Source organism: Exiguobacterium sp. TDN 0502, assembly GCF_050846835.1.
GTDB lineage: Bacteria > Bacillota > Bacilli > Exiguobacteriales > Exiguobacteriaceae > Exiguobacterium_A.
Genome location: NZ_JBOZGJ010000001.1, coordinates 286,211 through 307,410, shown reverse-complemented (window position 1 = coordinate 307,410; position 21,200 = coordinate 286,211). Strand labels below are relative to the sequence as shown.

Below are 21,200 nucleotides of genomic sequence, written 5' to 3'. Positions count from 1 at the left end.
TATGCGTGACATCGTCTATTCCTTTCAAGTTTCACTCGACGGTTATATCGAAGATGCTTCAGGTAGGATCGATTTCGCCTCGCCGGACGCGGAACTGCATCAGTACTTCAACGATTTTGAGAAATCGTTTGATACCCATGTCTACGGACGTCGTTTGTACGAAATGATGCAGTACTGGGAAACGGCGGATCAGGAAGACGAACCCATCATCGTTGAGTATGCAAAAACGTGGCAGGCGCTTGAGAAGGTCGTCTTCTCGCGAACGCTCGACGCTGTCGAAGGAAAGGCGCGTCTAGCGACCAAGTCCCTTGTCGAGGAACTTGAAGCACTAAAGGCCATGCCTGGAAAACAGATTGCAATCGGTGGGGCGACACTTGCTGCTGAAGCGGTTAAGCTCGGACTCATCGACCGCTACCATGTCGTGATCTACCCCGTCCTGCTCGGCGGTGGAAAACGAATGTTTCCGGTGTTTGAGCATCCGCAAGCGTTACGATTAGTTCAAAAGCGTATCTTTGATTCAGGCTGTATTGCTCTTGAATATGAACGTATAATAGAGAAGCATTGAAGAAGAAATCCCGGATTCTGCTATGCTATGATGAATAGGTAGAATAGTACACGCGAGGGGGAAGAGCGCATGATATATATCGGTGTCACAGGCTGGGGAGATCATGATAGCCTCTACTTGACCCCGCAAGATCGAAAAGAGAAACTGGCGGTCTATGCCGGGCATTTTCCGGCAGTCGAGGTCGACTCGACATTCTATGCGATTCAACCGGAACGAAACTACGAAAAATGGGTATCCGAGACACCGGACGGGTTCCGTTTCATCGTCAAGGTCCACCGGGCGATGAGTGGACACGATCGGGAGAACAAAGATCCGCTCGGACCGATTTTTGAACAATATATCGCGTCGATCGAACCAATGCGAAAGAGCGGGAAGATTGCGGCAATCCTTGTCCAACTTCCACCATGGTTCGATGTCAGCAAAATGCACTTGGAGTATTTGCAAACGATCCGAAAATCACTCGCCGGACTGCCGGTCGCGATCGAGTTTCGGAATCCATCGTGGTATTCGGAAGCGTATCGTGAACGGACACTTCGTTTTCTGAAGGAGCATCAGTTCATTCATACGATCTGTGACGAACCGCAGACGGAAGACGGATCGGTGCCATTCGTACCGGTCGTGACGCAGGAGACGGCCTTCATTCGTCTTCACGGACGAAACAAGGCCGGCTGGTTAAAGAAACCGGGTCAAAGCAGTGACGATTGGCGTAAAGTCCGTTGTCTCTATCGTTACTCGGAAGACGAGCTACAGGAACTTGCAAGTCACGTCCGAAACGTGGCAGCGGAAGCAAAGGATGTCTATGTTTTCTTCAACAACAACTCAGCAGGAGATGCTGCCCCGAATGCGAAACGATTAATCGAGATTCTCGATCTCGACTATGAACTCGCGCCGCGACAAATCTCTTTGTTCTAAATCATCAAGGGGGGCTTCTGCATGAAGTTACACATCATTCACTATAATGATTTGCACTCACACTTCGACATGTGGCCTCGCTACATGTCCTTCGTCAAGGAACACCGGACGTATGATTCACTCGTTTTTGATCTCGGTGATCATGCTGACCGTGTCGATCCAGCGACGGAAGCAACAAAAGGAAAAATCAATACGCATCTATTGAATGCGTTGATGCCGACTGCCGTGACGATTGGGAACAATGAAGGCATTACGTTTCCGCATGATTGGTTAGCCGATCTTTATACAGAAGCAGACTTTCCGGTCCTCGTCTCGAATTTAGAAGCACCGTTCGCAATGCAAGGTGTCGTTCACGAATTACCGACCGGGAAAGTCGGTGTCTTCGGGTTGACGGCGCCTTACATCGAGCTATACGGCTTACTTGGCTGGACGATTGAAGAACCATTTGACGTCGCGGCGCGCGAAATCGAGCGTTTGCGTCAAGAGGTCGACGTCTTGATTTGTTTAAGTCACCTTGGTTTTTATCAAGACGAAGAACTGGCGATGCGTTTTCCGGAACTTGATTTAATCATCGGTGCTCATACGCATCACGTCCTTGATGACGGTGTCGTCAAGAACGGTGTCTTGATTACCCAAGCCGGTAAACACGGACAATATGCGGGCGAGATTTATTTGAATACGGATACCGGTGAGAAGGAAGCAGTGCTTCATTCCTTACACGATTACGCCGAGGACGAAGCGACAGCAAAACTCCTCGACCGGGAGCAGTATCTGGCGGAACAACAGATGAAGGAGCCGATTGGCGAGACAGCGGGTCTAGCCAATGACTGGTTCAGTGAGTCACCGTTTTCGCAGTTGCTCGCCGAGACGATGCGCGACTGGTGTGATGCCGATCTCGCCTGTGTGCCGGCAGGGATTCTGCTCGGTTCACTTCCACCAGGTCCTGTCTCTGCCTTTGATTTACATCGACTCTGTCCGCATCCAATCAATCCTTGTAAAGTCACGATGACAGGAGAGGAATTACAGACCTTCCTTGATGAAGTCAAGACAGAGCAGTTCGAACAACTGAAGGTGCGGGGTCTCGGATTCCGCGGGAAGTTGATGGGGCGGATGCATTATGCGGGTTTGACGGATCATCAACCGCTTGAGTCAACGCAAAGTTATACTGTCGTCTTGCCGGATATGTTCACGTTCGGTCCATTATTCCCGGCAATCAAAGAGATGCCAAAAGAATATTTCATGCCTGAATTATTGCGTGATTTATTGTTTAACCGCTTATCGGAGAAGTCGGAATATAATGAATTGCATGTTCGCAAACCTTGATTGTTTGTTATACTAAAGCAGACATGAATTGACTTTTTGGGGATGAAGGGGGAAGCGAAACCATGGGACGCGGAGAAATCCAACGTAAACCGGAATGGTTGAAAATCAAGCTGAATACGAATGAGACCTACACAGAATTAAAGAGTATGATGCGCGAGAAAAAGCTACATACTGTCTGTGAGGAAGCAAAGTGTCCGAATATCCACGAGTGTTGGGCAGTACGCCGGACGGCGACGTTCATGATTCTCGGAAGTATCTGTACACGTGCATGCCGTTTTTGCGCCGTGACAACGGGACGCCCGAACGAACTCGATCTCGAAGAACCAAAACGGGTCGCGGAATCCGTCCGTTTGATGAACTTGAAGCACGCGGTCATCACGGCAGTCGCGCGTGACGATTTAAATGATTTCGGAGCTGGCGTGTATGCTGAGACGGTTCGTGAAGTTCGTCGGATGAATCCGGAGACATCAATCGAAGTCTTGCCTTCAGACATGGGTGGGAATTTCGAAGCACTGAAAACGCTGATTGACGCACAACCAGACATCATGAATCATAACATCGAGACGGTCCGCCGTCTGACGCCAACGGTTCGTGCAAAAGCCACATATGACCGGACGCTTGAATTCCTTCGTCGTTCGAAGGAACTCGCACCTGAAATTCCAACGAAGTCGAGCTTGATGCTCGGTCTTGGTGAGACATGGGAAGAGATTCTTGAAACGATGGATGACCTTCGCGCAAACAATGTTGACATCATGACAATCGGTCAGTATCTCCAACCGACGAAAAAGCACCTCGACGTCATCAAATACTATACACCACAAGAGTTCGCTGAACTGAAGCAGATCGCGCTCGGCAAAGGGTTCTCCCACTGTGAAGCCGGTCCACTCGTTCGTTCGTCGTACCATGCGGATGAACAGGTCAATGCAGCGAAAAAGAATAAAACGGCACTCCCGATCGACTAACGATCAACAACCGTTCGAGCAACTGGCTTGGACGGTTTTCGTCTGTCAGGAGAAATGGAATATGCTATGATAAGAACAGCAGGAGGTGGGAATAATGATACAAGTCAATCGGGAACGTTATGAGGTCGTCGAAGAGAAGCGGGAAGGGTTTAATGAGGAAGCCTTCATCGGTCGCTTCAGTGATGTCCTTGAGAAATATGATTATATCGTAGGGGACTGGGGGCACGGTCAATTACGGCTACGTGGCTTCTATGAAGATCAACATGAGAAAGCGACATTCGATACGAAGATTTCGCATGTGGCGGATTATCTCTACGAGTACTGTAATTTCGGATGTGCCTACTTCATCGTCAAGAAAATCGGATTGGTAGAAGGAGAAGAAGCACCACCTCGCTTCGACGGTTCTTCAACCAATACGTTGAAGTTGAAACGGAAGTTCGCCCCGGCACCAGAGAAAGCGGAAAACGAGTAATCAAACTGTCATACAGAAAAGCGTTTCTAGTGGACGGAATTCGGCTATTACTATAAGTATCACGTACCTATAGGGGGAACCATCCATGCGAATCGTTGGAATTTACTCATCCGTACCAGAAGTCGTCAGTGCCGTACATGATCTTCGTGTTGCCGGTGTCGTCTCGACTGATTTAAAAGTTCTTGCACATGATAAATATGATCTGGAACAAATCGAGGAAATGGCTGACCTGAACAATCATCAAACATCTACTCATCTGTCCCAAGAAGACCATCGTAATCTGTGGCAGGAAATCAAGAGTATCTTCAAAAAGGATGAGTCAGTCTCTCATAAAGATGCCATCCACGGTAACGGGTTGACGAAGGAAGATGTCGATCGTGCGAATCATGCAGTCGATAGTCACCAGTTCGTATTACTCGTCGGTGATGAAGCAGATCAGCATTCGGAGCGGCGGGCGCATGACGAATCGGATAATACGAATATCTTCAGCGGACCGAACACACAAAATGAGCGGAACGACCGTCTCTTATAAGAAATATGAAAAAGCCTTCGTCGCATGACGAAGGCTTTTTCATAGACCAATATAAGCGCGCAGGTACATCTCGAGTTCCGTTGCTGCGTCCTCTTCGACGTCAAACGCCGTCGCGATGTAGCCCGGTTCATCAAAATCGTCCGCACCGATGATCGCATAGCGATTCGATAAGAGATTCAAGACAAGAATCTTACCGTAAAAATGCTCCGAGTGGGTGATGGCGAGATCAAACCGACTGGCTTCTCCAATCCAACTGACGAAGCGTGTCTTCGTTTGTTCGACATCATCATATAAAAAATCACGTTCTTCCATCATTAAGCTTCCCTCATTTCCCTAACATCTGTTTCAGATTAAAGGGTTTGGGGCACGTTTTGCAAGTATGGTTTACGCGACAAGCTATGCTCGGCGATGACTTTGCGGATTGTCCGTGTCTTCGAACGCATGACGAGCGATGTCGTTTCGACGATATCATCCGTCAAGAACTTAACACCATCGAGCATTTCGCCGGTCGTGACGCCTGTCGCAGCAAAGATGCAGTCGTCACTTTTAATGAGGTCATCAAGCGTCAAGAGTTGAAGTGGATCCGCTAGACCCATCCGGATGACGCGGGCCGTTTCTTCTTCGTTCATCGGATGTAAGCGTGCTTGCATGTCGCCCCCCATTGCTTTAACCGCAGCAGCCGTGATGACACCTTCAGGAGCGCCGCCTGTGCCGATAAAGATATCGATTCCTGTCGCAGGAGAGAGTGGCGCGATTCCAGCTGAGACATCACCGTCTTCAAACAGACGGACGCGTGCGCCCATCCGCATCGCGGCTTCGCGGAAGTGATCATGACGCGGGCGGTCCTGCATGATGACCGTAACGTCTTCAATCCGTTTATTGTTATATTGTGCTGCCTTTTCAATGATGACTTCAAGCGGATCGTCGAGCGAGACGTGCCCTTTCAAGTTCGGACCGACTGTCAATTTATCCATATACATATCGGGTGCGTGGAGCAGGGCACCTTGATCGGCGACGGCGATGACGACCATCGCATTACCAAGCCCTTTCGCAACGATGTTCGTTCCTTCAAGCGGATCGACGGCGATATCCACGATTGGACCGTTTGCTGTTCCGACACGTTCGCCGATGAAGAGCATCGGTGCTTCGTCGAGTTCGCCTTCACCGATGACGACCGTTCCGTTCATGTTGACCGTGTTCAAGACTTCGCGCATCGCAGTCGTTGCTGCATCATCCGCTTCATTTTTCTTACCGCGACCAATCCATTGAGCAGAAGCGAGTGCTGCTGCTTCCGTAGCGCGTACGATTTCCAGTGCGAGTTCCCGTTCCATGTATATAACCTCCACGTCACCAATGTGACATACTATTTTCAGCAAAAATCTAAATTGAGGATAACACATTGAGGAATGTGATGCAAATGACCTTTCTGCTTTTCAGGACTGCCGGTAAGCGATAAAATGGAGGATGTGAGGGGGAATGAAGATGTATTTCGTCAATCGTCAAAAAATCGAAGAGACAGTCACTTGTTATGAGACGGCACTTCGACAAAGTAAGGAAGTTACGGGGGATCCGGTGACGACGGCACTGGCTATGGAGCGAATCGGTTTTTTAGTCATCGAGAGTGTCATCGACATCGGAAACAGTATGATTGATGGATTCATCATGCGGGATCCGGGAAGTTATGAAGATATCATCCTCATCTTAGAAGATGAGCAGGTGATCGATGGACCGCTTGCGACGAGTCTGAAGAAGCTCGTTGCATTACGTACGTTGATCGTCCGGTCATTCACAGAGTCGAGTATGGCGGAGATTCGGGCGGTACTTGAGACGGAGGAAGCAGAACTACGTCGTTTCCCGGAAGCGATTCGCCGGTATATCGAGACAGAACTCGGACCGGTGTCTGCATTTTTACCAAACGAGGAGTGAGTCAGGATGAAGGCAAAAGGCTATTTATTTGATTTAGATGGAACGATGTATAACGGGACGGAACCGGTAAAAGAAGCGGTCGATTTCGTCAACCGCCTGCAAGCAGAAGGAGTTCCGTACTTATTCGTGACGAATAATGCATCGATGACGGCAGAAGCCGTGGCAGAGAAATTACGCGGGATGGGTGTTCATGCCGATGCGAAGCATGTCTTGACGAGTGCGATGGCGACCGGTCGTTATATTGCTAACTTGTCACCGAAAGCGCGTGTCTATGCGATCGGTGAGACAGGACTGATCGATGCGCTTGAGCGGGAAGAGTTAGATGTCGTCGCAACCGAAGCGGCGGATTACGTCGTCATCGGTCTCGACCGTCAGATCACCTATGAAAAACTCGCTGTCGGTGCGCTTGCGATTCGTGCCGGCGCCCGGTTCATCTCGACGAATGGTGATATCGCGATTCCGACAGAGCGTGGTTTCTTACCAGGGAACGGTGCCTTGACAGCGGTCCTACGCGTGACGACCGAGAAGGAACCGTTCTTTATCGGTAAACCGGAACCGGTCATGGTCGATATCGCAACGGAGATGATCGGTCTGTCAAAAGAAGACGTCATCATGGTCGGAGATAACTACCATACGGATATTCTGTTCGGAATCAATGGAGGCATCCGGACGATGCACGTCAATTCCGGCGTTCATACGCCAGTCTTCATTCAAGGGCAGGATCGTCAACCGACATACATGGTCGATACGTTAGCCGAATGGATTCTGTGAATCAAAAAATCCCGAACGAGAATTCGTTCGGGATTTCATGTATTAGAAGACTTGTTCGACTTCAACGACGCCAGCGACTTCTTCAAGAAGGGCACGTTCGATACCGGCCTTCAATGTGATCGTTGAACTTGGGCAGCTACCGCAAGCTCCCATCAAACGGAGTTTTACGATTCCGTCTTCTACATCTACGAGTTCAACGTCTCCTCCATCACGAAGAAGGAACGGACGCAATTTTTCAAGAACTTCATTCACTTGATCAAACATTTCCATGCGTAAACACATCCTTTCGTATAGTTTCATTGTAACAGGGTTGAAAAATGTTCTCAATCTGGAAAACTTGTATACTAAAGAGGAGTGAATTGAAAAGGGGGACTTCAAGATGGAAATCACGGTGTACGGAACAGCGGTCACCTGTCCGAGTTGTGTCGGGGCACCTAGTTCGGAAGAGACGTTCAGCTGGTTGCAAGCCGTCCTCGGACGGAAATATGAGCAAGCGATGACGTTACGCTACGTTGATTTTGAGACAGCAGTAGCGGATCAATGGACGGAAGCCTTGAAAGACGATGTCTATTTTTACCCGTTGATCGTGCTTGATGATGAGATGATTGACGAAGGGTACGTTAAACTGAAGACGATCACGGCGGCGATCGATGCAAAGCTGAATCAGGCGGGGTGAACGAAAAAAGAGGCTGACTCAAAAGTCAGTTTCTACAAAGATAAGGGTGGCAGAATGATGATCTGCCACCCTTATCTCGTAAAAAAGAATGACGCATTACACGCCACTCCTACAGGAAAAAAGCGCATTTTTGCGCTGTCAGAGACAAACAAGACCCGCTTTCCTGCTTGAACGAAGCAGGAAAACTGGCTTGTGTCTCGCCTGAGGAAAGGGCGTGAAAAGACGAGTCATTCTTTTTTGAGTCAACCTCTTTTGATTATTTAATCTTTTTGTGTTTCCATAAGACACCGGACTTTAAGAGACGCGGAACCTTTCCTGTCAGCGCCTGTTTCCCCATGACGATTCCGAAACCGTCTGATTTTCCGAGTGATCCGAGCATCCCGCGCAGTTTGATTTCTGGCAGTTTCGGTAATTTCTTCCCTTGCCACTTGGCTTGCAGGACATCGACGACTTGTTCTGCCTGATGTTCTGCAAGTTGACCGCTTGGTGCGTACGGTAAGCTGGCGCAATCCCCGATAACGAATAGATTTTCATATTCCGGTACGTGATGATGTTCCGTCAATTTGATACGACCACCACTGTCCGCAGCAAAGCCGAGATCGCGTACGACTTTGACCGGTTGTGTACCTGCCGTCCAAATCGTTAAGTCCGACGGATACGTGTCGTCGCCATTTCGCACGTCGTCCGCCGTGACGAGCGTGACGTTCGAATTGTTGATGACCTCGACGTCATGCTCCTCGAACCATTCTTGGACGTAAGACGAGACTTTGTCGGATAAGAACGACAAGACGGATGGTCCGCGGTCGAACAGACGGATCGTTAAATCTTTCCGGCTCTCATGCAGTTCACTGGCAAGTTCGACACCGGATAGACCGGCACCGACGATTGAGACGACGGATCCCGGTGACAGACCACAAATCGCTTGTTGTGTCTTGCGCGACTCTTCAAGTGTCTGGATGCTGTATGTAAACTCCTGGGCACCCGGAATGTTGTGGTATTTATCCTCGCAACCGAGGGCGATGATCAAGTCGTCATAGAAGAGTTCTGATCCATCCTGCAGGTGGACCGTATTCGTCTCGGGTGAGATTTTGATGACATGTCCATACTTATAAGTAAGATGTTTCCCCTCCGGAAATTCAATCCGGACATCCCGATCTGATAATGTACCTGCTGCGAGTGCGTAATATTCCGTTTTGAGTGCGTGGTACGGTAGACGGTCGACGAGCGTGACGGCAACTTCCTCGTCCTTGAATCGCTCACAAATCCGCATTCCACCATATCCTCCGCCGAGTACGACCAATTGCTTCATAACGTAAAAATCCCCCTTAGTTCCCCTAAATCAGTCTGACCTTGTATAATACGACATGAGGCAGGTCGTTTCCTGCTTGAAGGAGGAAAAAAAGTGAATCCGATTATTGAATTTTGTATCAGTAACTTAGCGGCCGGAACACAGGTCGTCATGGAGCAACTTGAACGTGATCCGAACGTCGACGTCGTCGAATACGGTTGCCTCGGCTATTGTGGCATTTGTTCGCTCGATCATTTTTGTCTCGTCGATGGGGAGACGGTCGTCGGCGAAACACCGGAAGAGTTGCTCGAGAAGATTTATTTGAAAATCGAAGAGAACGAGCTGTGAGCTCGGACAGCCAAAAAATCCCCTCGTTCGTCTGAACGAGGGGATTCGTATCCGTCAGCGGGCGCAGCTTTTCGGATCAGGCCGATTGTTGACGGCGCATCATCCATGGTCGTAGTTTCAAGAACAACGGAATGAAGAGTGCCGAGATGAACAACGCCTTGATGACGTTAAACGGTAAGATACCGGCTGTGATTGCTGTCCATTTGACAGCGGGATCCGCCATATAGTCCATACCGAGGAACCATGCATAGGCTGGAAGAATCAAAATATAGTTGAGGATCGCAAGACCGAGTGCCATCGTAATTGTACCGGCGACGAGACCAGTTGCGAGACCTTGTGTTGATTTCTTTTTGTGGTAGAACCAGCTGACAGGTAGTACGAAGGCGATACCGGCAGCGAAGTTCGCGAATTCTCCGACCGGAACACCACTTCCGCGGAAGATATAGTACAACACGTTCTTCAATGCTTCGACGATGACACCTGCGACCGGTGAGAACATGATCGCTGCGACGAGAGCAGGAACATCACTGAAGTCGATCTTCAGATAGTTCGGTAAGAACGGTAGTGGAAAATTGATAAGCATAAGAACAAATGAGATTGAACCTAACATTGACAGAGTGACCATTTTTTGTGTGCGTTTCATACGAGTATTGTCTCCTTTTGCTCGTTCCTCTCGATGAAGTATTGGCATGACTGCGACCATAAAGAAACCCCTATTGATGAGATCAACAGGGGAGAAGTCCGCATTAAATAAACCTAATCGATTATTGCACAATCGACCAAATTCAAACTCATGCCGCCATCTTCTCCCATCCAGACTATACTGTCGGCTCCTGAATTACACAGAATCAGCAAATAGCGCCCTATTCGCTCGCGGGCTTCAACTCAAGAAGAGTTGTTTACCGCCGGTCGGGAATTTCACCCTGCCCTGAAGATGGAACGATTATTTTATTGTACATACCATTTATACAACGAATTCAAGATGGTTTCAAGCAACTAGGTTTCGATTCGCTTAAAAGTTGCGTATACTAAAGAAAAGGAAGGTGATGACATGATCCATTTAACGGAGGCAGCAGCGTTACAAGTCCAGGACATGATGGCGCAGGCACCAGCAGATGAACGAAATCTTCGGATGCTCGTCCAAGGTGGTGGATGTAGTGGTCTGTCGTATGGGATGGGATTCGATCAACAAAAAGAAACGGATCTCGTTTTCGAACAGCACGGCGTGACCGTCATCGTGGACGAAAAGGATTACCCGGTCGTCAAAGGACTGGAGATCGATTATAAACAGTCGATGCTTGGCGGTGGATTCACGATCACGAATCCGAATGCCATCGCAACATGTGGTTGCGGAACTTCATTCCGTACGGCAACGAATGCCGGTACACCAGGTGGTTGTTGATTGATGCAATCGTGGACATCGTCCACGATTTTTTTATTGTCTTCATACAGGAGACCTGTTCCGTTGACTCGAAATATTACAGAGAGTGAATGCTACTACGAACAGGGAGGGCTTCAGGATGAGAAAAGTATTGATCTTCGGGGGAACCCGTTATTTCGGACGGCGCTTAGCGATTCGGTTAGCCGATTCGGGCGATGATGTGACGATCGTCACACGCGGTGAGCATACACCACCGGTCGCGAAGGGCTTGACATTTTTCAAAGGGGACCGTACGTCGAGTAGTACGATGAAGGACTTAAGCCAACAGCACTGGGATGTCATCTATGACAACATCTGCTTCACGCCGTATCAAGCAAAACTCGCGATTGACGCATTTGAAGGAAAAGTCGGACGCTACGTGTTAACGTCGACGATGTCTGTTTATGAAGACGGTGGTGCGAACATCACAGAGCGTTCCTATAATCCGTTTCCCGGGAAATATGATCTTGAGAAAGAACATGGTTATGGCGAAGGGAAGCGACAAGCAGAGAGTTATTTCTTCCAACGGGCGACGTTCCCGGTCGTTGCCGTTCGTTTTCCGGTTGTTCTCGGACCAGATGATTATACGGAACGGCTTGTTTTTCATATCAAGCGGGCGCTTGACGGGCGTCCGGTCGTTGCTGAAAACAGTTATGCGAAGATGGGCTATATCTCAAGTTATGAAGCCGCTGCCTTCCTTGAATGGTGTGGCCGTTCTGAATTGACAGGTCCGATCAATGCTGCGAGTGACGGTGTCTTATCGATTGAAGACCTGATGGATAAAATCGACCGCGTCGCGGGAACGACGAGCCAACTCGTCGCAAAAGGGGAAGATGAATCACCGCTTGCGCCGGAACGTGATTTTTATATGGATACGACAGCCGCGAAACAAGCGGGCTATCTATTCCAACATGTCGATGACTGGCTCGATCGTTTGATTGAAGAGGAGGTGCGCAATCACCAATGATGCAGTTGATGAAACCAACCCTCGCATGGGAAACTGAGTATCGCGCTTTTTTAGAAGACTGGCGAGAGTCGGGCGAAACGATCGTGCCAGAAGCAGTCGGAGACACATATGAACCGCTCGGCGCTTATTTCGCGGAACTTAAGGAAATGGAGACAACGGTCAGCCCGGGGCTCGTCACCCATTCGACGTACTGGATGGTCGACGGACAACGAATCGTCGGCGCGTTGAACTTCCGGCATGATTTGACGGAGAACTTGAAGTTGTACGGTGGACACATCGGATACGGCATCCGACCATCAGAGCGTCAGAAAGGATATGCGACGACCGGACTTCGATTGGCGCTTGAAGAAGCACGGCAACGTGGACTCGATCAAGTACTGTTGACGTGTGGCGTTGATAATCTCGCATCACGTCGTGTCATCCTAGCGAACGGCGGACAAGAAATTGAGCCGACTGTTCGTAATGGACGCGAGACACGTCGCTTCATCATTGCGTTATGAAGATCCGTGAAGCACGTCTAGAAGATGCGTCAGCCATCGCCCGCGTTCATATCGATGCTTGGCATGAAACGTATCAAGGGATCATCCCCGATTCTTATTTAGCCCAGTTGTCGCATGCGAAACGGACGAAACAATGGGAGCAGACGGTAGTTGACCAGCGCGTATATGTCGTGGAGGCGGAAGGCGAAGTCGTTGGCTTTGCGCAAGGTGGACCGAGTCGAAGTGATGCGCGTGAAGGGGAACTCTACGCGATTTATGTCTTGCAAGCGTCTCAAGGGCAGGGACTCGGCAAAGCGTTGTTTCAACGCATCGCTTCCGACTTAGCGGAATATGGGACGATGCAGGTTGCTGTCTTGCGAGATAATCCGGCATGTCGGTTTTACGAGCGATTCGGTGGTCAGGTCATTGAGGAATCGATGATTGAGCGAGGTGGGGTGGAACTCGTGCAACGGGTTTACCGGATACCTGTTGAAAGATTATCTATATGAAATCGGACGTTCTCAACATCTTCGCTTTCCTCAGGCGGGATGTAAGCCGCGCCAGTTCCCATTCCATGTGATCTGTCGGGTCTTACCTATCCCTGACGGAAGCACACATCGTGCTTCCTTTTCCTGTAGGAGTCGAAGATGTTTGGTCGCATACTACGTGTCATTCTATGAAAATAAGAGGTCGGACTCCGATATGTCATCCGGAATCCGACCTCTTATCATTTACAGTCACTCACATGTATCTTAAGAGTGATTCGTTACTTTTTCGAACAAGCTTGTCGAGTGTTGCGGGTGACGAGCAGATGGATCAACGAGAAGCTTCGCCTGATTGACAGCAATCGGTGCTTCACCGAATCCTGTTGCGATCAGTTTGACGCGCCCTTCATAGGTTGCGATATCACCGCAAGCGAAGACGCCTGGAATGGCTGTCTCCATCTTCGAGTTGACACGAATCGAATTCCGTTCGAATTCGACTTCCCATTCTTTCAATGGTCCGAGTGAAGAAACGAAACCGAAGTTACAGACGACATCGTCCGCAGCGACGACGACGACTTCCACACTTTCAGCATGTTTGAACGTCAGCGTCTCGATGTGCGTCTCACCTGTGACCGATTCGAGCGTGTACGGTGTCATGACGTTGACGGACGAATCGTGCAACAGTTCAACCGAGTGTTCATGGGCACGGAACTTGTCGCGACGGTGAACGAGCGTGACGGATTTTGCGATCGGTTCAAGCATCAGTGACCAGTCGACTGCGGAGTCACCACCGCCGAGCAGGACGACTTGACGATCCTTGAAACGTTCCATGTCGTTGACGAAATAGTGTAAATTTGTTTCTTCGAAGCGTTCTGCATCCGCCACTCCGAGTGGACGCGCAGCGAACGATCCGTTTCCTGCCGTCAAGATGACGGTCTTCGTATAATGCTCGCCTTTATTCGTGACGAGACGGATGATCCCGTCATCCATCCGTTCGTAAGCGATGACTGTCTCGCCGAGCACGTACGTCGGATCAAATTCATTCGCTTGTTCAAGCAGCCGATCGACCAGTTCCTGCGCTTTTACTTTCGGAAAACCGGCAATATCGTATATATATTTTTCAGGATAAAGCGTAGCGAGTTGCCCACCTAATTGAGGTAGACTCTCGATGACCTTCGTCTTCATCTGGCGCATTCCTGAATAAAACGCGGTGAACAGTCCGACCGGACCGCCGCCGATGATCGTGACATCATATGGTTGGTACATCTGATTCCCTCCTAGCGTTGGATAGGTCCATTATATAGGAAGAAGGGGGTCCAGGTGCAAGTACGGGATATCTCACATTTTTTTAGAGGAAATTACATTTTTCTTTTGCAATCATTTCTAAAAAGTGTTTCAATAGGCTTATAGACATGTGAACATTATTTGAACAAAATTTTTGAGCATTCGTCTGTCATTGAATGTGAAGAAAATCACAACAAAACTACGATTCGTAAGGAGTATCAGAACATGAACACACCTAACATTGTTATTCTTGGAGCAGGCTACGGTGGATTGATCACAGCAGTCAACCTTCAAAAGAAACTCGGCGTCGATCAAGCGAACATCACGTTGATTAACAAACACGACTATCATTACCAAACGACTTGGTTACATGAACCAGCTGCAGGTACGATGTCCGCGGAGCAAGCGCGCATCTACATCAATGATGTCATCAACCCGTCCCGCGTTAAACTTGTCAAAGGGATCGTTGAGAAAGTCGACACGGCTGCTAAAACGGTTCTTTTACAAGATGGTGGAACGGTTCCTTACGATTACGTCGTCGTTGCTCTCGGTGGCGTTCCTGAAACATTCGGCATCAAAGGATTGAAGGAACACGCGCTGACGATCAGCTCGTTGAACAGCGTCCGTAAAATCAAGGAACATATCGACTACTCATTCGCACAGTACAAAACAACAGGATCACAAGATCGTTCACTCTTGACGATCGTCGTTGGTGGTGCTGGATTCACAGGAATCGAGTTCATGGGTGAGCTCGTTAACCGGATTCCAGAACTGTGCAAACAATATGATATCCCACGCGAACTCGTTCGTGTCGTCAACATCGAGGCAGCACCAACAGTCCTTCCAGGATTCGACGCTGATCTCGTCAACTACGCACACAAATGGCTTGAGCGCCAAGGCGTCGAGTTCAAACTCGGTAACGGCATCAAGGAATGTGGCCCAGGAAGCGTTACGTTCGGTCCGCTTCAAGGCGACACGACTGAAACAATCGAAGCAAGCACGATCATCTGGACAGGTGGCGTCAGTGGTAACCCAGTCGTTGCGGCATCTGGTTTCGAAGCGATGCGTAACCGTGTCGTCGTCGAAGAAGATCTCCGTGTTCCAGGACACGACAACGTCTTCATGATCGGTGACTGTTCAGCAGTCATGGATCCAAGTTCGAACCGTCCGTACCCACCAACTGCACAGATTGCGACACAACAAGCACACAAAGTCGCTGAGAACATCGCAGCACTCATCGCGGGTCGTCAAACATCGTCGTTCACGTATGAGAACAAAGGAACGGTCGCTTCACTTGGTCATAAAGACGGCATCGGCATGGTCTTCGGTAAGAAGATCTACGGTCGTAACGCATCGTTCATGAAAAAAGTCATCGACAACAAACACTTCTTCGAATTGAAAAAGCTTGGTCTTGCAATCAAAAAAGGGAAGTTCTAAGTTCACGTTTTAGGCAAATGTACACTCGTGCATTTGCCTTTTTTGTCGGTTATACTAGAAGAGATTCAAAGGGGGAACAGTATGCATATCATTCAAGCCGTGATCGGGAGTGTCCTTTATCTCGTCATGTTCTTTAGTATCGGATTCATCTTAAACATGTTGTTGCGGAGTACATGGGTGATGCTCGTACTCTATCCGGTCATCATCATCATGATGATCGACAACCAGTCGACGCTCGAGTACTTCACGAACGCTCGTGAAGCGATTCCGAATCTCGGAGACCGGATTGCTGGTCTACAGGCAGCGGATATCACGATGTTTGCGGCGGGTCTTGCCGGAATCATCATCGCCGGTCTATCGATTCGTTTCCTGCGTAAGAGCGGTTACCAAATGTTTTAAAGTCTACTTGAGTAAGTAGGCTTTTTTCGTGTCTGAAAAACCGTTATAATAAAAACAATGTCTTTAAATAAATGTGTAAGAGCAGATTGGGTTGAGAGCGAATGGATAAACAAATGTACCACGTTATCAAGGTATTGAATAATAATGTCGTCATTTGTTCGACTGGTGCGAATCAGGAAGTCATTATCCTCGCGAAAGGGATTGGCTTCGGTCGGAAGCCAGGCGATCAACTGACAGATCTCGATAAGTTGGAAAAAGTCTACACGTTGAAGGATAAAGAAGAACAGGATCAATATAAGGCGCTCGTCGGTCATCTCGATGAGAACTTCATCGCGCTGATGAACGAAATCGTCTCGATGATCGAGACGCGCTTCGGCAAAAAGGTTGATGAACATATCCATATCGGATTAACGGATCACTTGACGTTTACGTTTAAGCGATTGGAGCAGGGGATGGAAGTTACGAATCCGTTTCTTGCTGAAACGGAAGCCTTGTATCCGGAAGAGTACGCCCTTGCAGAAGAGATCGTCGAATTCATCAGTGCTGAAATGAATTTTTACCTGCCTCCAGCCGAGACGGGATTCATCGCACTTCATATTCATTCGGCGACGAACTTCAAAGACGTACTCGAAGTCAACCGTCATCATCAGCTCGTCGGTTTAATTGCCAGTCATATCGAACAGCGACTGGAGATTAAAATCGATCGAAAATCGCTTGATTACAAGCGTCTGATTCGGCATCTTCGTTCAGCGATTGAAAGGGTTTCCAATGGGGAGTATCTAGAGGCTCCAGAAAAAGTAGAAAAGCTATTGCGTGAAGAATATCCGCTATGCTATGATACTGCTTGGGAGCTGATGTCCATCATGGAACGTCAGTTGAAGAAAGCGGTACCGCGCGGCGAGGCGACGTATCTTACGATGCATCTGCAACGCTTAGTGCAGTACGATTCAGGTAAATGACCGCACGGACTACGTGTTACTGATACGATCAGGCATGAGTGGGATGTCGGGCAAGAAGCTTTATTTCCGTTACGCAACGGGATAAGTCTATTGTCTACAATCCGCTCGTGCCTGATTTTTTTCTGTAAAAAAACGGTCAGATGTCTGACTTTTTTCGTCTCAATCATTGGCATTATTCATCATACTTCGCTCTTAACAGGAAAAGGAGGAAACACACATGTTCAAACAGATTTTTGCTGTTCTTCAACGTGTCGGTAAAGCGTTGATGCTTCCTGTAGCGATTTTGCCAGCTGCCGGTATCCTACTCGGATTCGGTAACGCGATGCAAAATCCGAACTTGACGTCAAAACTCGAGTTCTTAAAAAATGATGCAATCATCAAGGTTGCAAAATTAATGGAAGCAGCCGGGGATATCATCTTCGGTAACTTAGCACTCTTATTCGCGGTCGGTGTCGCGATTGGTCTTGCAGGGGACGGCGCAGCCGGACTTGCGGCAATCGTCGGATTCCTGATCATGAACAAAACAATGAGCGTATGGCTCGGCGTTACACCTGAAATGGTGGCTAACGGTCAAGGATATGCAAACGTACTCGGTATCCCGACACTTCAAACTGGGGTATTCGGTGGTATCATCATCGGTCTGATCGCAGCTTGGGCGTACGGGAAGTATCATAATCTCGAATTGCCACAGTTCCTTGGATTCTTTGCTGGTAAACGTTTCGTTCCGATCGTCACAGCAGTCGTTTCATTGATTGCAGGTCTTGTTCTCGTCTTCGTCTGGCCGTTCGCGCAAGATGGCTTGAACTCGTTCTCGCACTTCATGATGGAGAAAAACCCAACACTCGCAGCATTCGTCTTCGGTCTCATCGAACGTTCGTTGATTCCATTCGGTCTTCACCATATCTTCTATGCACCATTCTGGTTCGAATTCGGTTCGTACAAGAATGCAGCTGGAACAGTCGTTCATGGTGACCAAGCGATCTTCTTCGCACAATTGAAAGATAACGCAACATTAACAGCTGGTACGTTCATGACTGGTAAATTCCCGTTCATGATGTTCGGTCTTCCGGCAGCAGCACTCGCAATGTACCACGAAGCTCGTCCTGAGCGCCGTGCGGTCGTTGGTGGTCTTCTCGGATCAGCAGCACTTACAGCATTCTTGACAGGTATCACAGAGCCAATCGAATTCGCATTCTTATTCGTAGCGCCAATCTTGTTCGCCGTTCACGCAGTTTTCGCTGGTCTTTCGTTCATGACGATGCAATTGTTGAACGTTAAGATCGGTATGACATTCTCTGGTGGTTTGATCGACTTCCTTCTCTTTGGTGTTCTTCCAGGACGCACGCAGTGGTGGCTCGTCATCGTCGTCGGTCTTGCACTCTCTGTCATCTACTACTTCGGATTCCGTTTCGCAATCCGCAAGTTTAACCTGAAAACACCAGGTCGTGAAGATGCAGTACAAGAAACTTCTTCTGCACAAGGTTCTGAACTTGCTGAAGGTATCCTCGATGCACTCGGTACAGAATCGAACATCAAACACTTGGATGCTTGTATCACACGTCTTCGTGTTGAAGTTCTCGACAAATCGAAAGTCAACAAAGATGAGTTGAAAAAATTAGGTGCTGCGGGTGTCCTTGAAGTTGGTAACAACGTTCAAGCGATCTACGGACCGAAATCAGACAACATCAAGTCTGAGATCCAAGCCGTCATCGCATCACGTAAACAAGAAAAAACAGTCTAATGTTTTAAGAAGTGAGTCCTTCTGCGGAAGGGCTCATTTTTTTTGGTAAAATCTTTCGGAATCGTTTTGCGCTAGAATATTTTAGGGTATGAATTAAGTAGTTTGTTTAAAAAAGGAGGGAACATACGCATGTGGAAAAACGTGTTTGGTGTCTTACAGCGGATCGGTAAGGCCCTGATGTTACCGGTCGCGATTTTGCCGGCAGCGGGGTTATTGCTTGCGTTCGGGACAGCATTTCAAAACCCGAACTTGACGCAATATTTACCGTTCCTCGAAAATGATTCGCTTGTCGTCATTTGGCGAGTCATGCAGGATGCAGGTGATATCATCTTTGCGAACCTCGGACTATTGTTTGCCGTCGGGGTCGCGATTGGTCTTGCGAATGGGGAAGGGGTCGCCGGCTTAGCCGCAATCGTCGGTTTCCTGATCATGAACAAGGTCATCAGTTCGTTTTTGCAGATTACACCAGAAAAAATTACGGAAGCGCAACAAGCGAGTGACTTATCGTATGCAACAGTTCTTGGGATACCGACCTTGCAGATGGGGGTATTCGGAGGGATCATTGCCGGTTTGATAGCAGCGTACAGTTATAATAAATTCTTTAAGATCAAACTGCCTGATTTCCTCGGATTCTTCGCAGGTAAACGTTTTGTTCCGATTGCCACAGCGCTGTTCAGCCTCATTGCCGGTTTTGCGTTGTCGTATATCTGGCCACCGATCGGGACAGGAATCAACACGTTCTCAAAAACGATCATCGAAGCAAATGAACCACTGTCTGCCTTCATCTTCGGTTTGGTTGAGCGTTCACTGATTCCGTTTGGTCTTCACCATATCTGGTACTCAAGCTTCTGGTTCCAGTTCGGGGAATATACGGATAAAGCCGGAACGATCATCAACGGGGATCAGCGGATCTTCTTTGCACAATTAAAAGATGGCGTTCCGTTCACGGCAGGGACATATATGACCGGGAAATATCCATTCATGATGTTCGGTCTTCCGGCAGCCTGTCTTGCGATGTATCATACGGTCGCAAAAGATCGTCGAAAAGCGGTCGAAGGTCTCTATTTCTCGGCTGCCTTGACTTCTTTCCTGACTGGTATCACGGAGCCGGTCGAGTTCTCCTTCGTATTCGTCGCACCACTCTTGTTTGCCGTACACGCTGTTTTTGCTGGTCTTTCATTCATGATCATGGACCTACTGAACGTCAAGATCGGGATGACGTTCTCCGGTGGATTGATTGACTACACGTTATTCGGGATTCTACCGAATCGAACGTCATGGTGGCTTGTCATTCCTGTCGGTCTTGTCTTCGCCGTCATCTATTACTTCGGATTCCGCTTCGTCATCACGAAGTTTGATCTGAAAATTCCAGGACGCGAAGCGATTAAAGAGGGTGCCGCTACATCAACGGCACAAGCAGGCGATTTACCGTACGAAATTCTGCAGGCGTTCGGCGGTCCATCAAACATTAAACACTTAGATGCTTGTATCACACGTCTTCGGATTACAGTCAATGATAAATCCGGTGTCAATAAAGATCGTTTGAAAGAGCTCGGTGCAGCCGGTGTTCTTGAAGTCGGAGATAACGTCCAGGCGATCTTTGGACCGAAATCCGACGGGATCAAGACAGAGATGGCAGACATCATGAAAGATCCAAACTATAAACCAAAAGAAACACCGGAAGCTGATCCAATTCCACAAGTACCAACAGGGGATGAGGCACGGACAACTGGAACAAAAACGGAGACGGGGCCATTAGCTGGTGACAGCGGTGGAGAATACGTACCGCAAGAAGGGTATGTCTCCCCACTCAGCGGTACGATTCGTTCGCTTGATGATGTACCGGATCAAGTTTTCTCCGGACGGATGATGGGAGATGGATATGCAATCGATCCGACAGAAGGATATGTCGTCTCTCCGGTTTCCGGTGAAATTACGACCTTCTTCCCGACAAAACATGCAATTGGTATTCTTGCGGATAACGGGGACGAAATCTTGATTCATATCGGTATCGATACGGTTTCGCTTGAAGGAAAAGGATTCGAAGCATTGGCGAAAGCGGGCGATCGTGTCGAACCGGGCACACCGCTTCTTAATGTCGATCTGGAACAAGTTCGCCCACTTGTCCCATCGTTGCTGACACCAATCATCGTCACGAACAGCGGCGATCGAAAAGTCGATGTTGAAATCGGTAAGACGGTCGAAGCAGGTGAAGCAATCTCATATCGTGTGGAATAAAATCAGATTGTAAGAA

25 protein-coding genes and 1 riboswitch are annotated in these 21,200 nt (G+C 48.6%); of the genes, 19 read left to right on the top strand and 6 right to left on the bottom strand.

The window, feature by feature from the left end; all coding sequences use genetic code 11:
* Position 1: 1 nt before the first annotated feature.
* The 6 genes from ACRPK8_RS01490 (at position 2) to ACRPK8_RS01465 (ending at position 4,766) form a co-directional block, all read left to right on the top strand.
* Entirely contained in the window at positions 2 to 565 is a 564-nt protein-coding gene (locus ACRPK8_RS01490; RefSeq protein ID WP_432236607.1) for a dihydrofolate reductase family protein, read from the top strand.
* A gap of 69 nt (positions 566 to 634) precedes the next feature.
* On the top strand, positions 635 to 1,477 hold the full coding sequence (locus ACRPK8_RS01485) for a DUF72 domain-containing protein (protein ID WP_432236606.1): 843 nt from the start codon (positions 635 to 637) through the stop codon (positions 1,475 to 1,477).
* Between the two features lie 21 nt (positions 1,478 to 1,498).
* Entirely contained in the window at positions 1,499 to 2,800 is a 1,302-nt protein-coding gene (locus tag ACRPK8_RS01480; protein WP_432236605.1) for a bifunctional metallophosphatase/5'-nucleotidase, read from the top strand.
* A 62-nt stretch (positions 2,801 to 2,862) separates the two neighbouring features.
* Positions 2,863 to 3,762: a lipoyl synthase gene (gene lipA, locus ACRPK8_RS01475; RefSeq protein WP_035406024.1), complete on the top strand. Its 900-nt coding sequence runs from the start codon at positions 2,863 to 2,865 to the stop codon at positions 3,760 to 3,762.
* Positions 3,763 to 3,856: 94 nt separating this feature from the next.
* A complete protein-coding gene (locus ACRPK8_RS01470) occupies positions 3,857 to 4,234 on the top strand; it encodes a YutD family protein (RefSeq protein ID WP_432236604.1) in 378 nt (125 codons plus the stop codon).
* 85 nt (positions 4,235 to 4,319) lie between these two features.
* Complete coding sequence (locus ACRPK8_RS01465) at positions 4,320 to 4,766, top strand: general stress protein (protein WP_432236603.1); 447 nt, start codon at positions 4,320 to 4,322, stop codon at positions 4,764 to 4,766.
* A gap of 39 nt (positions 4,767 to 4,805) precedes the next feature.
* Here ACRPK8_RS01465 and ACRPK8_RS01460 read toward each other — a convergent pair whose 3' ends face one another.
* On the bottom strand, positions 4,806 to 5,081 hold the full coding sequence (locus ACRPK8_RS01460; protein WP_432236602.1) for a DUF3055 domain-containing protein: 276 nt from the start codon (positions 5,079 to 5,081) through the stop codon (positions 4,806 to 4,808).
* A 35-nt stretch (positions 5,082 to 5,116) separates the two neighbouring features.
* Positions 5,117 to 6,097, bottom strand: a complete 981-nt coding sequence (glpX, locus tag ACRPK8_RS01455) for a class II fructose-bisphosphatase (RefSeq protein ID WP_432236601.1) — start codon at positions 6,095 to 6,097, stop codon at positions 5,117 to 5,119.
* 151 nt (positions 6,098 to 6,248) lie between these two features.
* Here glpX and ACRPK8_RS01450 point away from each other — a divergent pair, with 151 nt between their 5' ends.
* The gene (locus tag ACRPK8_RS01450; protein WP_432236600.1) at positions 6,249 to 6,692 is read left to right on the top strand and encodes a DUF86 domain-containing protein; all 444 of its coding nucleotides are present in this window, start codon (positions 6,249 to 6,251) and stop codon (positions 6,690 to 6,692) included.
* 6 nt (positions 6,693 to 6,698) lie between these two features.
* Positions 6,699 to 7,463, top strand: coding sequence for a TIGR01457 family HAD-type hydrolase (locus ACRPK8_RS01445; protein WP_432236599.1), 765 nt, complete (start codon positions 6,699 to 6,701; stop codon positions 7,461 to 7,463).
* A gap of 42 nt (positions 7,464 to 7,505) precedes the next feature.
* Here ACRPK8_RS01445 and ACRPK8_RS01440 read toward each other — a convergent pair whose 3' ends face one another.
* Positions 7,506 to 7,733: a NifU family protein gene (locus ACRPK8_RS01440; protein WP_012371190.1), complete on the bottom strand. Its 228-nt coding sequence runs from the start codon at positions 7,731 to 7,733 to the stop codon at positions 7,506 to 7,508.
* A gap of 109 nt (positions 7,734 to 7,842) precedes the next feature.
* Between ACRPK8_RS01440 and ACRPK8_RS01435 the strand changes: the two genes are divergently transcribed.
* Positions 7,843 to 8,139 carry a DUF1462 family protein gene (locus ACRPK8_RS01435; RefSeq protein WP_432236598.1) on the top strand — a complete coding sequence of 99 codons (297 nt, stop codon included), beginning with the start codon at positions 7,843 to 7,845 and terminating at the stop codon, positions 8,137 to 8,139.
* 256 nt (positions 8,140 to 8,395) lie between these two features.
* On the opposite strand, the gene ACRPK8_RS01430 is transcribed toward ACRPK8_RS01435, so the two are convergent.
* Positions 8,396 to 9,448, bottom strand: coding sequence for an NAD(P)/FAD-dependent oxidoreductase (locus ACRPK8_RS01430; protein WP_432236597.1), 1,053 nt, complete (start codon positions 9,446 to 9,448; stop codon positions 8,396 to 8,398).
* Positions 9,449 to 9,541: 93 nt separating this feature from the next.
* Between ACRPK8_RS01430 and ACRPK8_RS01425 the strand changes: the two genes are divergently transcribed.
* On the top strand, positions 9,542 to 9,775 hold the full coding sequence (locus ACRPK8_RS01425) for a YuzB family protein (protein ID WP_023469141.1): 234 nt from the start codon (positions 9,542 to 9,544) through the stop codon (positions 9,773 to 9,775).
* Between the two features lie 76 nt (positions 9,776 to 9,851).
* Here ACRPK8_RS01425 and ACRPK8_RS01420 read toward each other — a convergent pair whose 3' ends face one another.
* The gene (locus ACRPK8_RS01420) at positions 9,852 to 10,418 is read right to left on the bottom strand and encodes an ECF transporter S component (protein WP_214858202.1); all 567 of its coding nucleotides are present in this window, start codon (positions 10,416 to 10,418) and stop codon (positions 9,852 to 9,854) included.
* Between the two features lie 154 nt (positions 10,419 to 10,572).
* Positions 10,573 to 10,715: riboswitch (FMN riboswitch) on the bottom strand.
* Between the two features lie 111 nt (positions 10,716 to 10,826).
* Between ACRPK8_RS01420 and ACRPK8_RS01415 the strand changes: the two genes are divergently transcribed.
* The 4 genes from ACRPK8_RS01415 to ACRPK8_RS01400 all read left to right on the top strand — a co-directional run bounded on the left by ACRPK8_RS01415 (position 10,827) and on the right by ACRPK8_RS01400 (position 13,150).
* Positions 10,827 to 11,177: a HesB/IscA family protein gene (locus ACRPK8_RS01415; protein WP_029342414.1), complete on the top strand. Its 351-nt coding sequence runs from the start codon at positions 10,827 to 10,829 to the stop codon at positions 11,175 to 11,177.
* A gap of 118 nt (positions 11,178 to 11,295) precedes the next feature.
* Positions 11,296 to 12,162 (top strand): NAD-dependent epimerase/dehydratase family protein, encoded by an 867-nt coding sequence (locus tag ACRPK8_RS01410; protein ID WP_432236596.1) that lies wholly within the window; start codon positions 11,296 to 11,298, stop codon positions 12,160 to 12,162.
* On the top strand, positions 12,159 to 12,662 hold the full coding sequence (locus ACRPK8_RS01405) for a GNAT family N-acetyltransferase (protein WP_432236595.1): 504 nt from the start codon (positions 12,159 to 12,161) through the stop codon (positions 12,660 to 12,662). Before ACRPK8_RS01410 ends, ACRPK8_RS01405 begins: the two co-directional genes overlap by 4 nt.
* Positions 12,659 to 13,150, top strand: coding sequence for an N-acetyltransferase family protein (locus ACRPK8_RS01400; RefSeq protein WP_432236594.1), 492 nt, complete (start codon positions 12,659 to 12,661; stop codon positions 13,148 to 13,150). Before ACRPK8_RS01405 ends, ACRPK8_RS01400 begins: the two co-directional genes overlap by 4 nt.
* 243 nt (positions 13,151 to 13,393) lie before the next feature.
* Here the strand turns inward: ACRPK8_RS01400 and ACRPK8_RS01395 are convergent, their stop codons facing one another.
* Positions 13,394 to 14,392, bottom strand: a complete 999-nt coding sequence (locus ACRPK8_RS01395; protein WP_432236593.1) for an NAD(P)/FAD-dependent oxidoreductase — start codon at positions 14,390 to 14,392, stop codon at positions 13,394 to 13,396.
* Positions 14,393 to 14,635: 243 nt separating this feature from the next.
* On the opposite strand from ACRPK8_RS01395, the gene ACRPK8_RS01390 reads away from it, so the two are divergent.
* The 5 genes from ACRPK8_RS01390 (at position 14,636) to ptsG (ACRPK8_RS01370) (ending at position 21,184) form a co-directional block, all read left to right on the top strand.
* Positions 14,636 to 15,847, top strand: coding sequence for an NAD(P)/FAD-dependent oxidoreductase (locus ACRPK8_RS01390; RefSeq protein WP_432236592.1), 1,212 nt, complete (start codon positions 14,636 to 14,638; stop codon positions 15,845 to 15,847).
* An 81-nt stretch (positions 15,848 to 15,928) separates the two neighbouring features.
* Entirely contained in the window at positions 15,929 to 16,246 is a 318-nt protein-coding gene (locus tag ACRPK8_RS01385) for a YuiB family protein (RefSeq protein ID WP_432236591.1), read from the top strand.
* Positions 16,247 to 16,347: 101 nt separating this feature from the next.
* Entirely contained in the window at positions 16,348 to 17,205 is an 858-nt protein-coding gene (gene glcT, locus ACRPK8_RS01380) for a glucose PTS transporter transcription antiterminator GlcT (protein WP_023469132.1), read from the top strand.
* Positions 17,206 to 17,422: 217 nt separating this feature from the next.
* A complete protein-coding gene (gene ptsG / locus ACRPK8_RS01375) occupies positions 17,423 to 18,946 on the top strand; it encodes a glucose-specific PTS transporter subunit IIBC (protein ID WP_432236590.1) in 1,524 nt (507 codons plus the stop codon).
* 129 nt (positions 18,947 to 19,075) lie between these two features.
* Positions 19,076 to 21,184 carry a glucose-specific PTS transporter subunit IIBC gene (ptsG, locus tag ACRPK8_RS01370; protein WP_432236589.1) on the top strand — a complete coding sequence of 703 codons (2,109 nt, stop codon included), beginning with the start codon at positions 19,076 to 19,078 and terminating at the stop codon, positions 21,182 to 21,184.
* The last annotated feature ends 16 nt before the right edge of the window (positions 21,185 to 21,200 follow it).

Excerpts from the sequence above, each read along its gene's own strand:
- ACRPK8_RS01490 (WP_432236607.1), top strand. The coding sequence starts at position 2 with ATGCGTGACATCGTCTATTCCTTTCAAGTTTCACTCGACGGTTATATC.
- ACRPK8_RS01485 (WP_432236606.1), top strand. The coding sequence starts at position 635 with ATGATATATATCGGTGTCACAGGCTGGGGAGATCATGATAGCCTCTAC.
- ACRPK8_RS01480 (WP_432236605.1), top strand. The coding sequence starts at position 1,499 with ATGAAGTTACACATCATTCACTATAATGATTTGCACTCACACTTCGAC.
- lipA (WP_035406024.1), top strand. The coding sequence starts at position 2,863 with ATGGGACGCGGAGAAATCCAACGTAAACCGGAATGGTTGAAAATCAAG.
- ACRPK8_RS01470 (WP_432236604.1), top strand. The coding sequence starts at position 3,857 with ATGATACAAGTCAATCGGGAACGTTATGAGGTCGTCGAAGAGAAGCGG.
- ACRPK8_RS01465 (WP_432236603.1), top strand. The coding sequence starts at position 4,320 with ATGCGAATCGTTGGAATTTACTCATCCGTACCAGAAGTCGTCAGTGCC.
- ACRPK8_RS01460 (WP_432236602.1), bottom strand. The coding sequence starts at position 5,081 with ATGATGGAAGAACGTGATTTTTTATATGATGATGTCGAACAAACGAAG.
- glpX (WP_432236601.1), bottom strand. The coding sequence starts at position 6,097 with ATGGAACGGGAACTCGCACTGGAAATCGTACGCGCTACGGAAGCAGCA.
- ACRPK8_RS01450 (WP_432236600.1), top strand. The coding sequence starts at position 6,249 with ATGTATTTCGTCAATCGTCAAAAAATCGAAGAGACAGTCACTTGTTAT.
- ACRPK8_RS01445 (WP_432236599.1), top strand. The coding sequence starts at position 6,699 with ATGAAGGCAAAAGGCTATTTATTTGATTTAGATGGAACGATGTATAAC.
- ACRPK8_RS01440 (WP_012371190.1), bottom strand. The coding sequence starts at position 7,733 with ATGGAAATGTTTGATCAAGTGAATGAAGTTCTTGAAAAATTGCGTCCG.
- ACRPK8_RS01435 (WP_432236598.1), top strand. The coding sequence starts at position 7,843 with ATGGAAATCACGGTGTACGGAACAGCGGTCACCTGTCCGAGTTGTGTC.
- ACRPK8_RS01430 (WP_432236597.1), bottom strand. The coding sequence starts at position 9,448 with ATGAAGCAATTGGTCGTACTCGGCGGAGGATATGGTGGAATGCGGATT.
- ACRPK8_RS01420 (WP_214858202.1), bottom strand. The coding sequence starts at position 10,418 with ATGAAACGCACACAAAAAATGGTCACTCTGTCAATGTTAGGTTCAATC.
- ACRPK8_RS01415 (WP_029342414.1), top strand. The coding sequence starts at position 10,827 with ATGATCCATTTAACGGAGGCAGCAGCGTTACAAGTCCAGGACATGATG.
- ACRPK8_RS01410 (WP_432236596.1), top strand. The coding sequence starts at position 11,296 with ATGAGAAAAGTATTGATCTTCGGGGGAACCCGTTATTTCGGACGGCGC.
- ACRPK8_RS01405 (WP_432236595.1), top strand. The coding sequence starts at position 12,159 with ATGATGCAGTTGATGAAACCAACCCTCGCATGGGAAACTGAGTATCGC.
- ACRPK8_RS01400 (WP_432236594.1), top strand. The coding sequence starts at position 12,659 with ATGAAGATCCGTGAAGCACGTCTAGAAGATGCGTCAGCCATCGCCCGC.
- ACRPK8_RS01395 (WP_432236593.1), bottom strand. The coding sequence starts at position 14,392 with ATGTACCAACCATATGATGTCACGATCATCGGCGGCGGTCCGGTCGGA.
- ACRPK8_RS01390 (WP_432236592.1), top strand. The coding sequence starts at position 14,636 with ATGAACACACCTAACATTGTTATTCTTGGAGCAGGCTACGGTGGATTG.
- ACRPK8_RS01385 (WP_432236591.1), top strand. The coding sequence starts at position 15,929 with ATGCATATCATTCAAGCCGTGATCGGGAGTGTCCTTTATCTCGTCATG.
- glcT (WP_023469132.1), top strand. The coding sequence starts at position 16,348 with ATGGATAAACAAATGTACCACGTTATCAAGGTATTGAATAATAATGTC.
- ptsG (WP_432236590.1), top strand. The coding sequence starts at position 17,423 with ATGTTCAAACAGATTTTTGCTGTTCTTCAACGTGTCGGTAAAGCGTTG.
- ptsG (WP_432236589.1), top strand. The coding sequence starts at position 19,076 with ATGTGGAAAAACGTGTTTGGTGTCTTACAGCGGATCGGTAAGGCCCTG.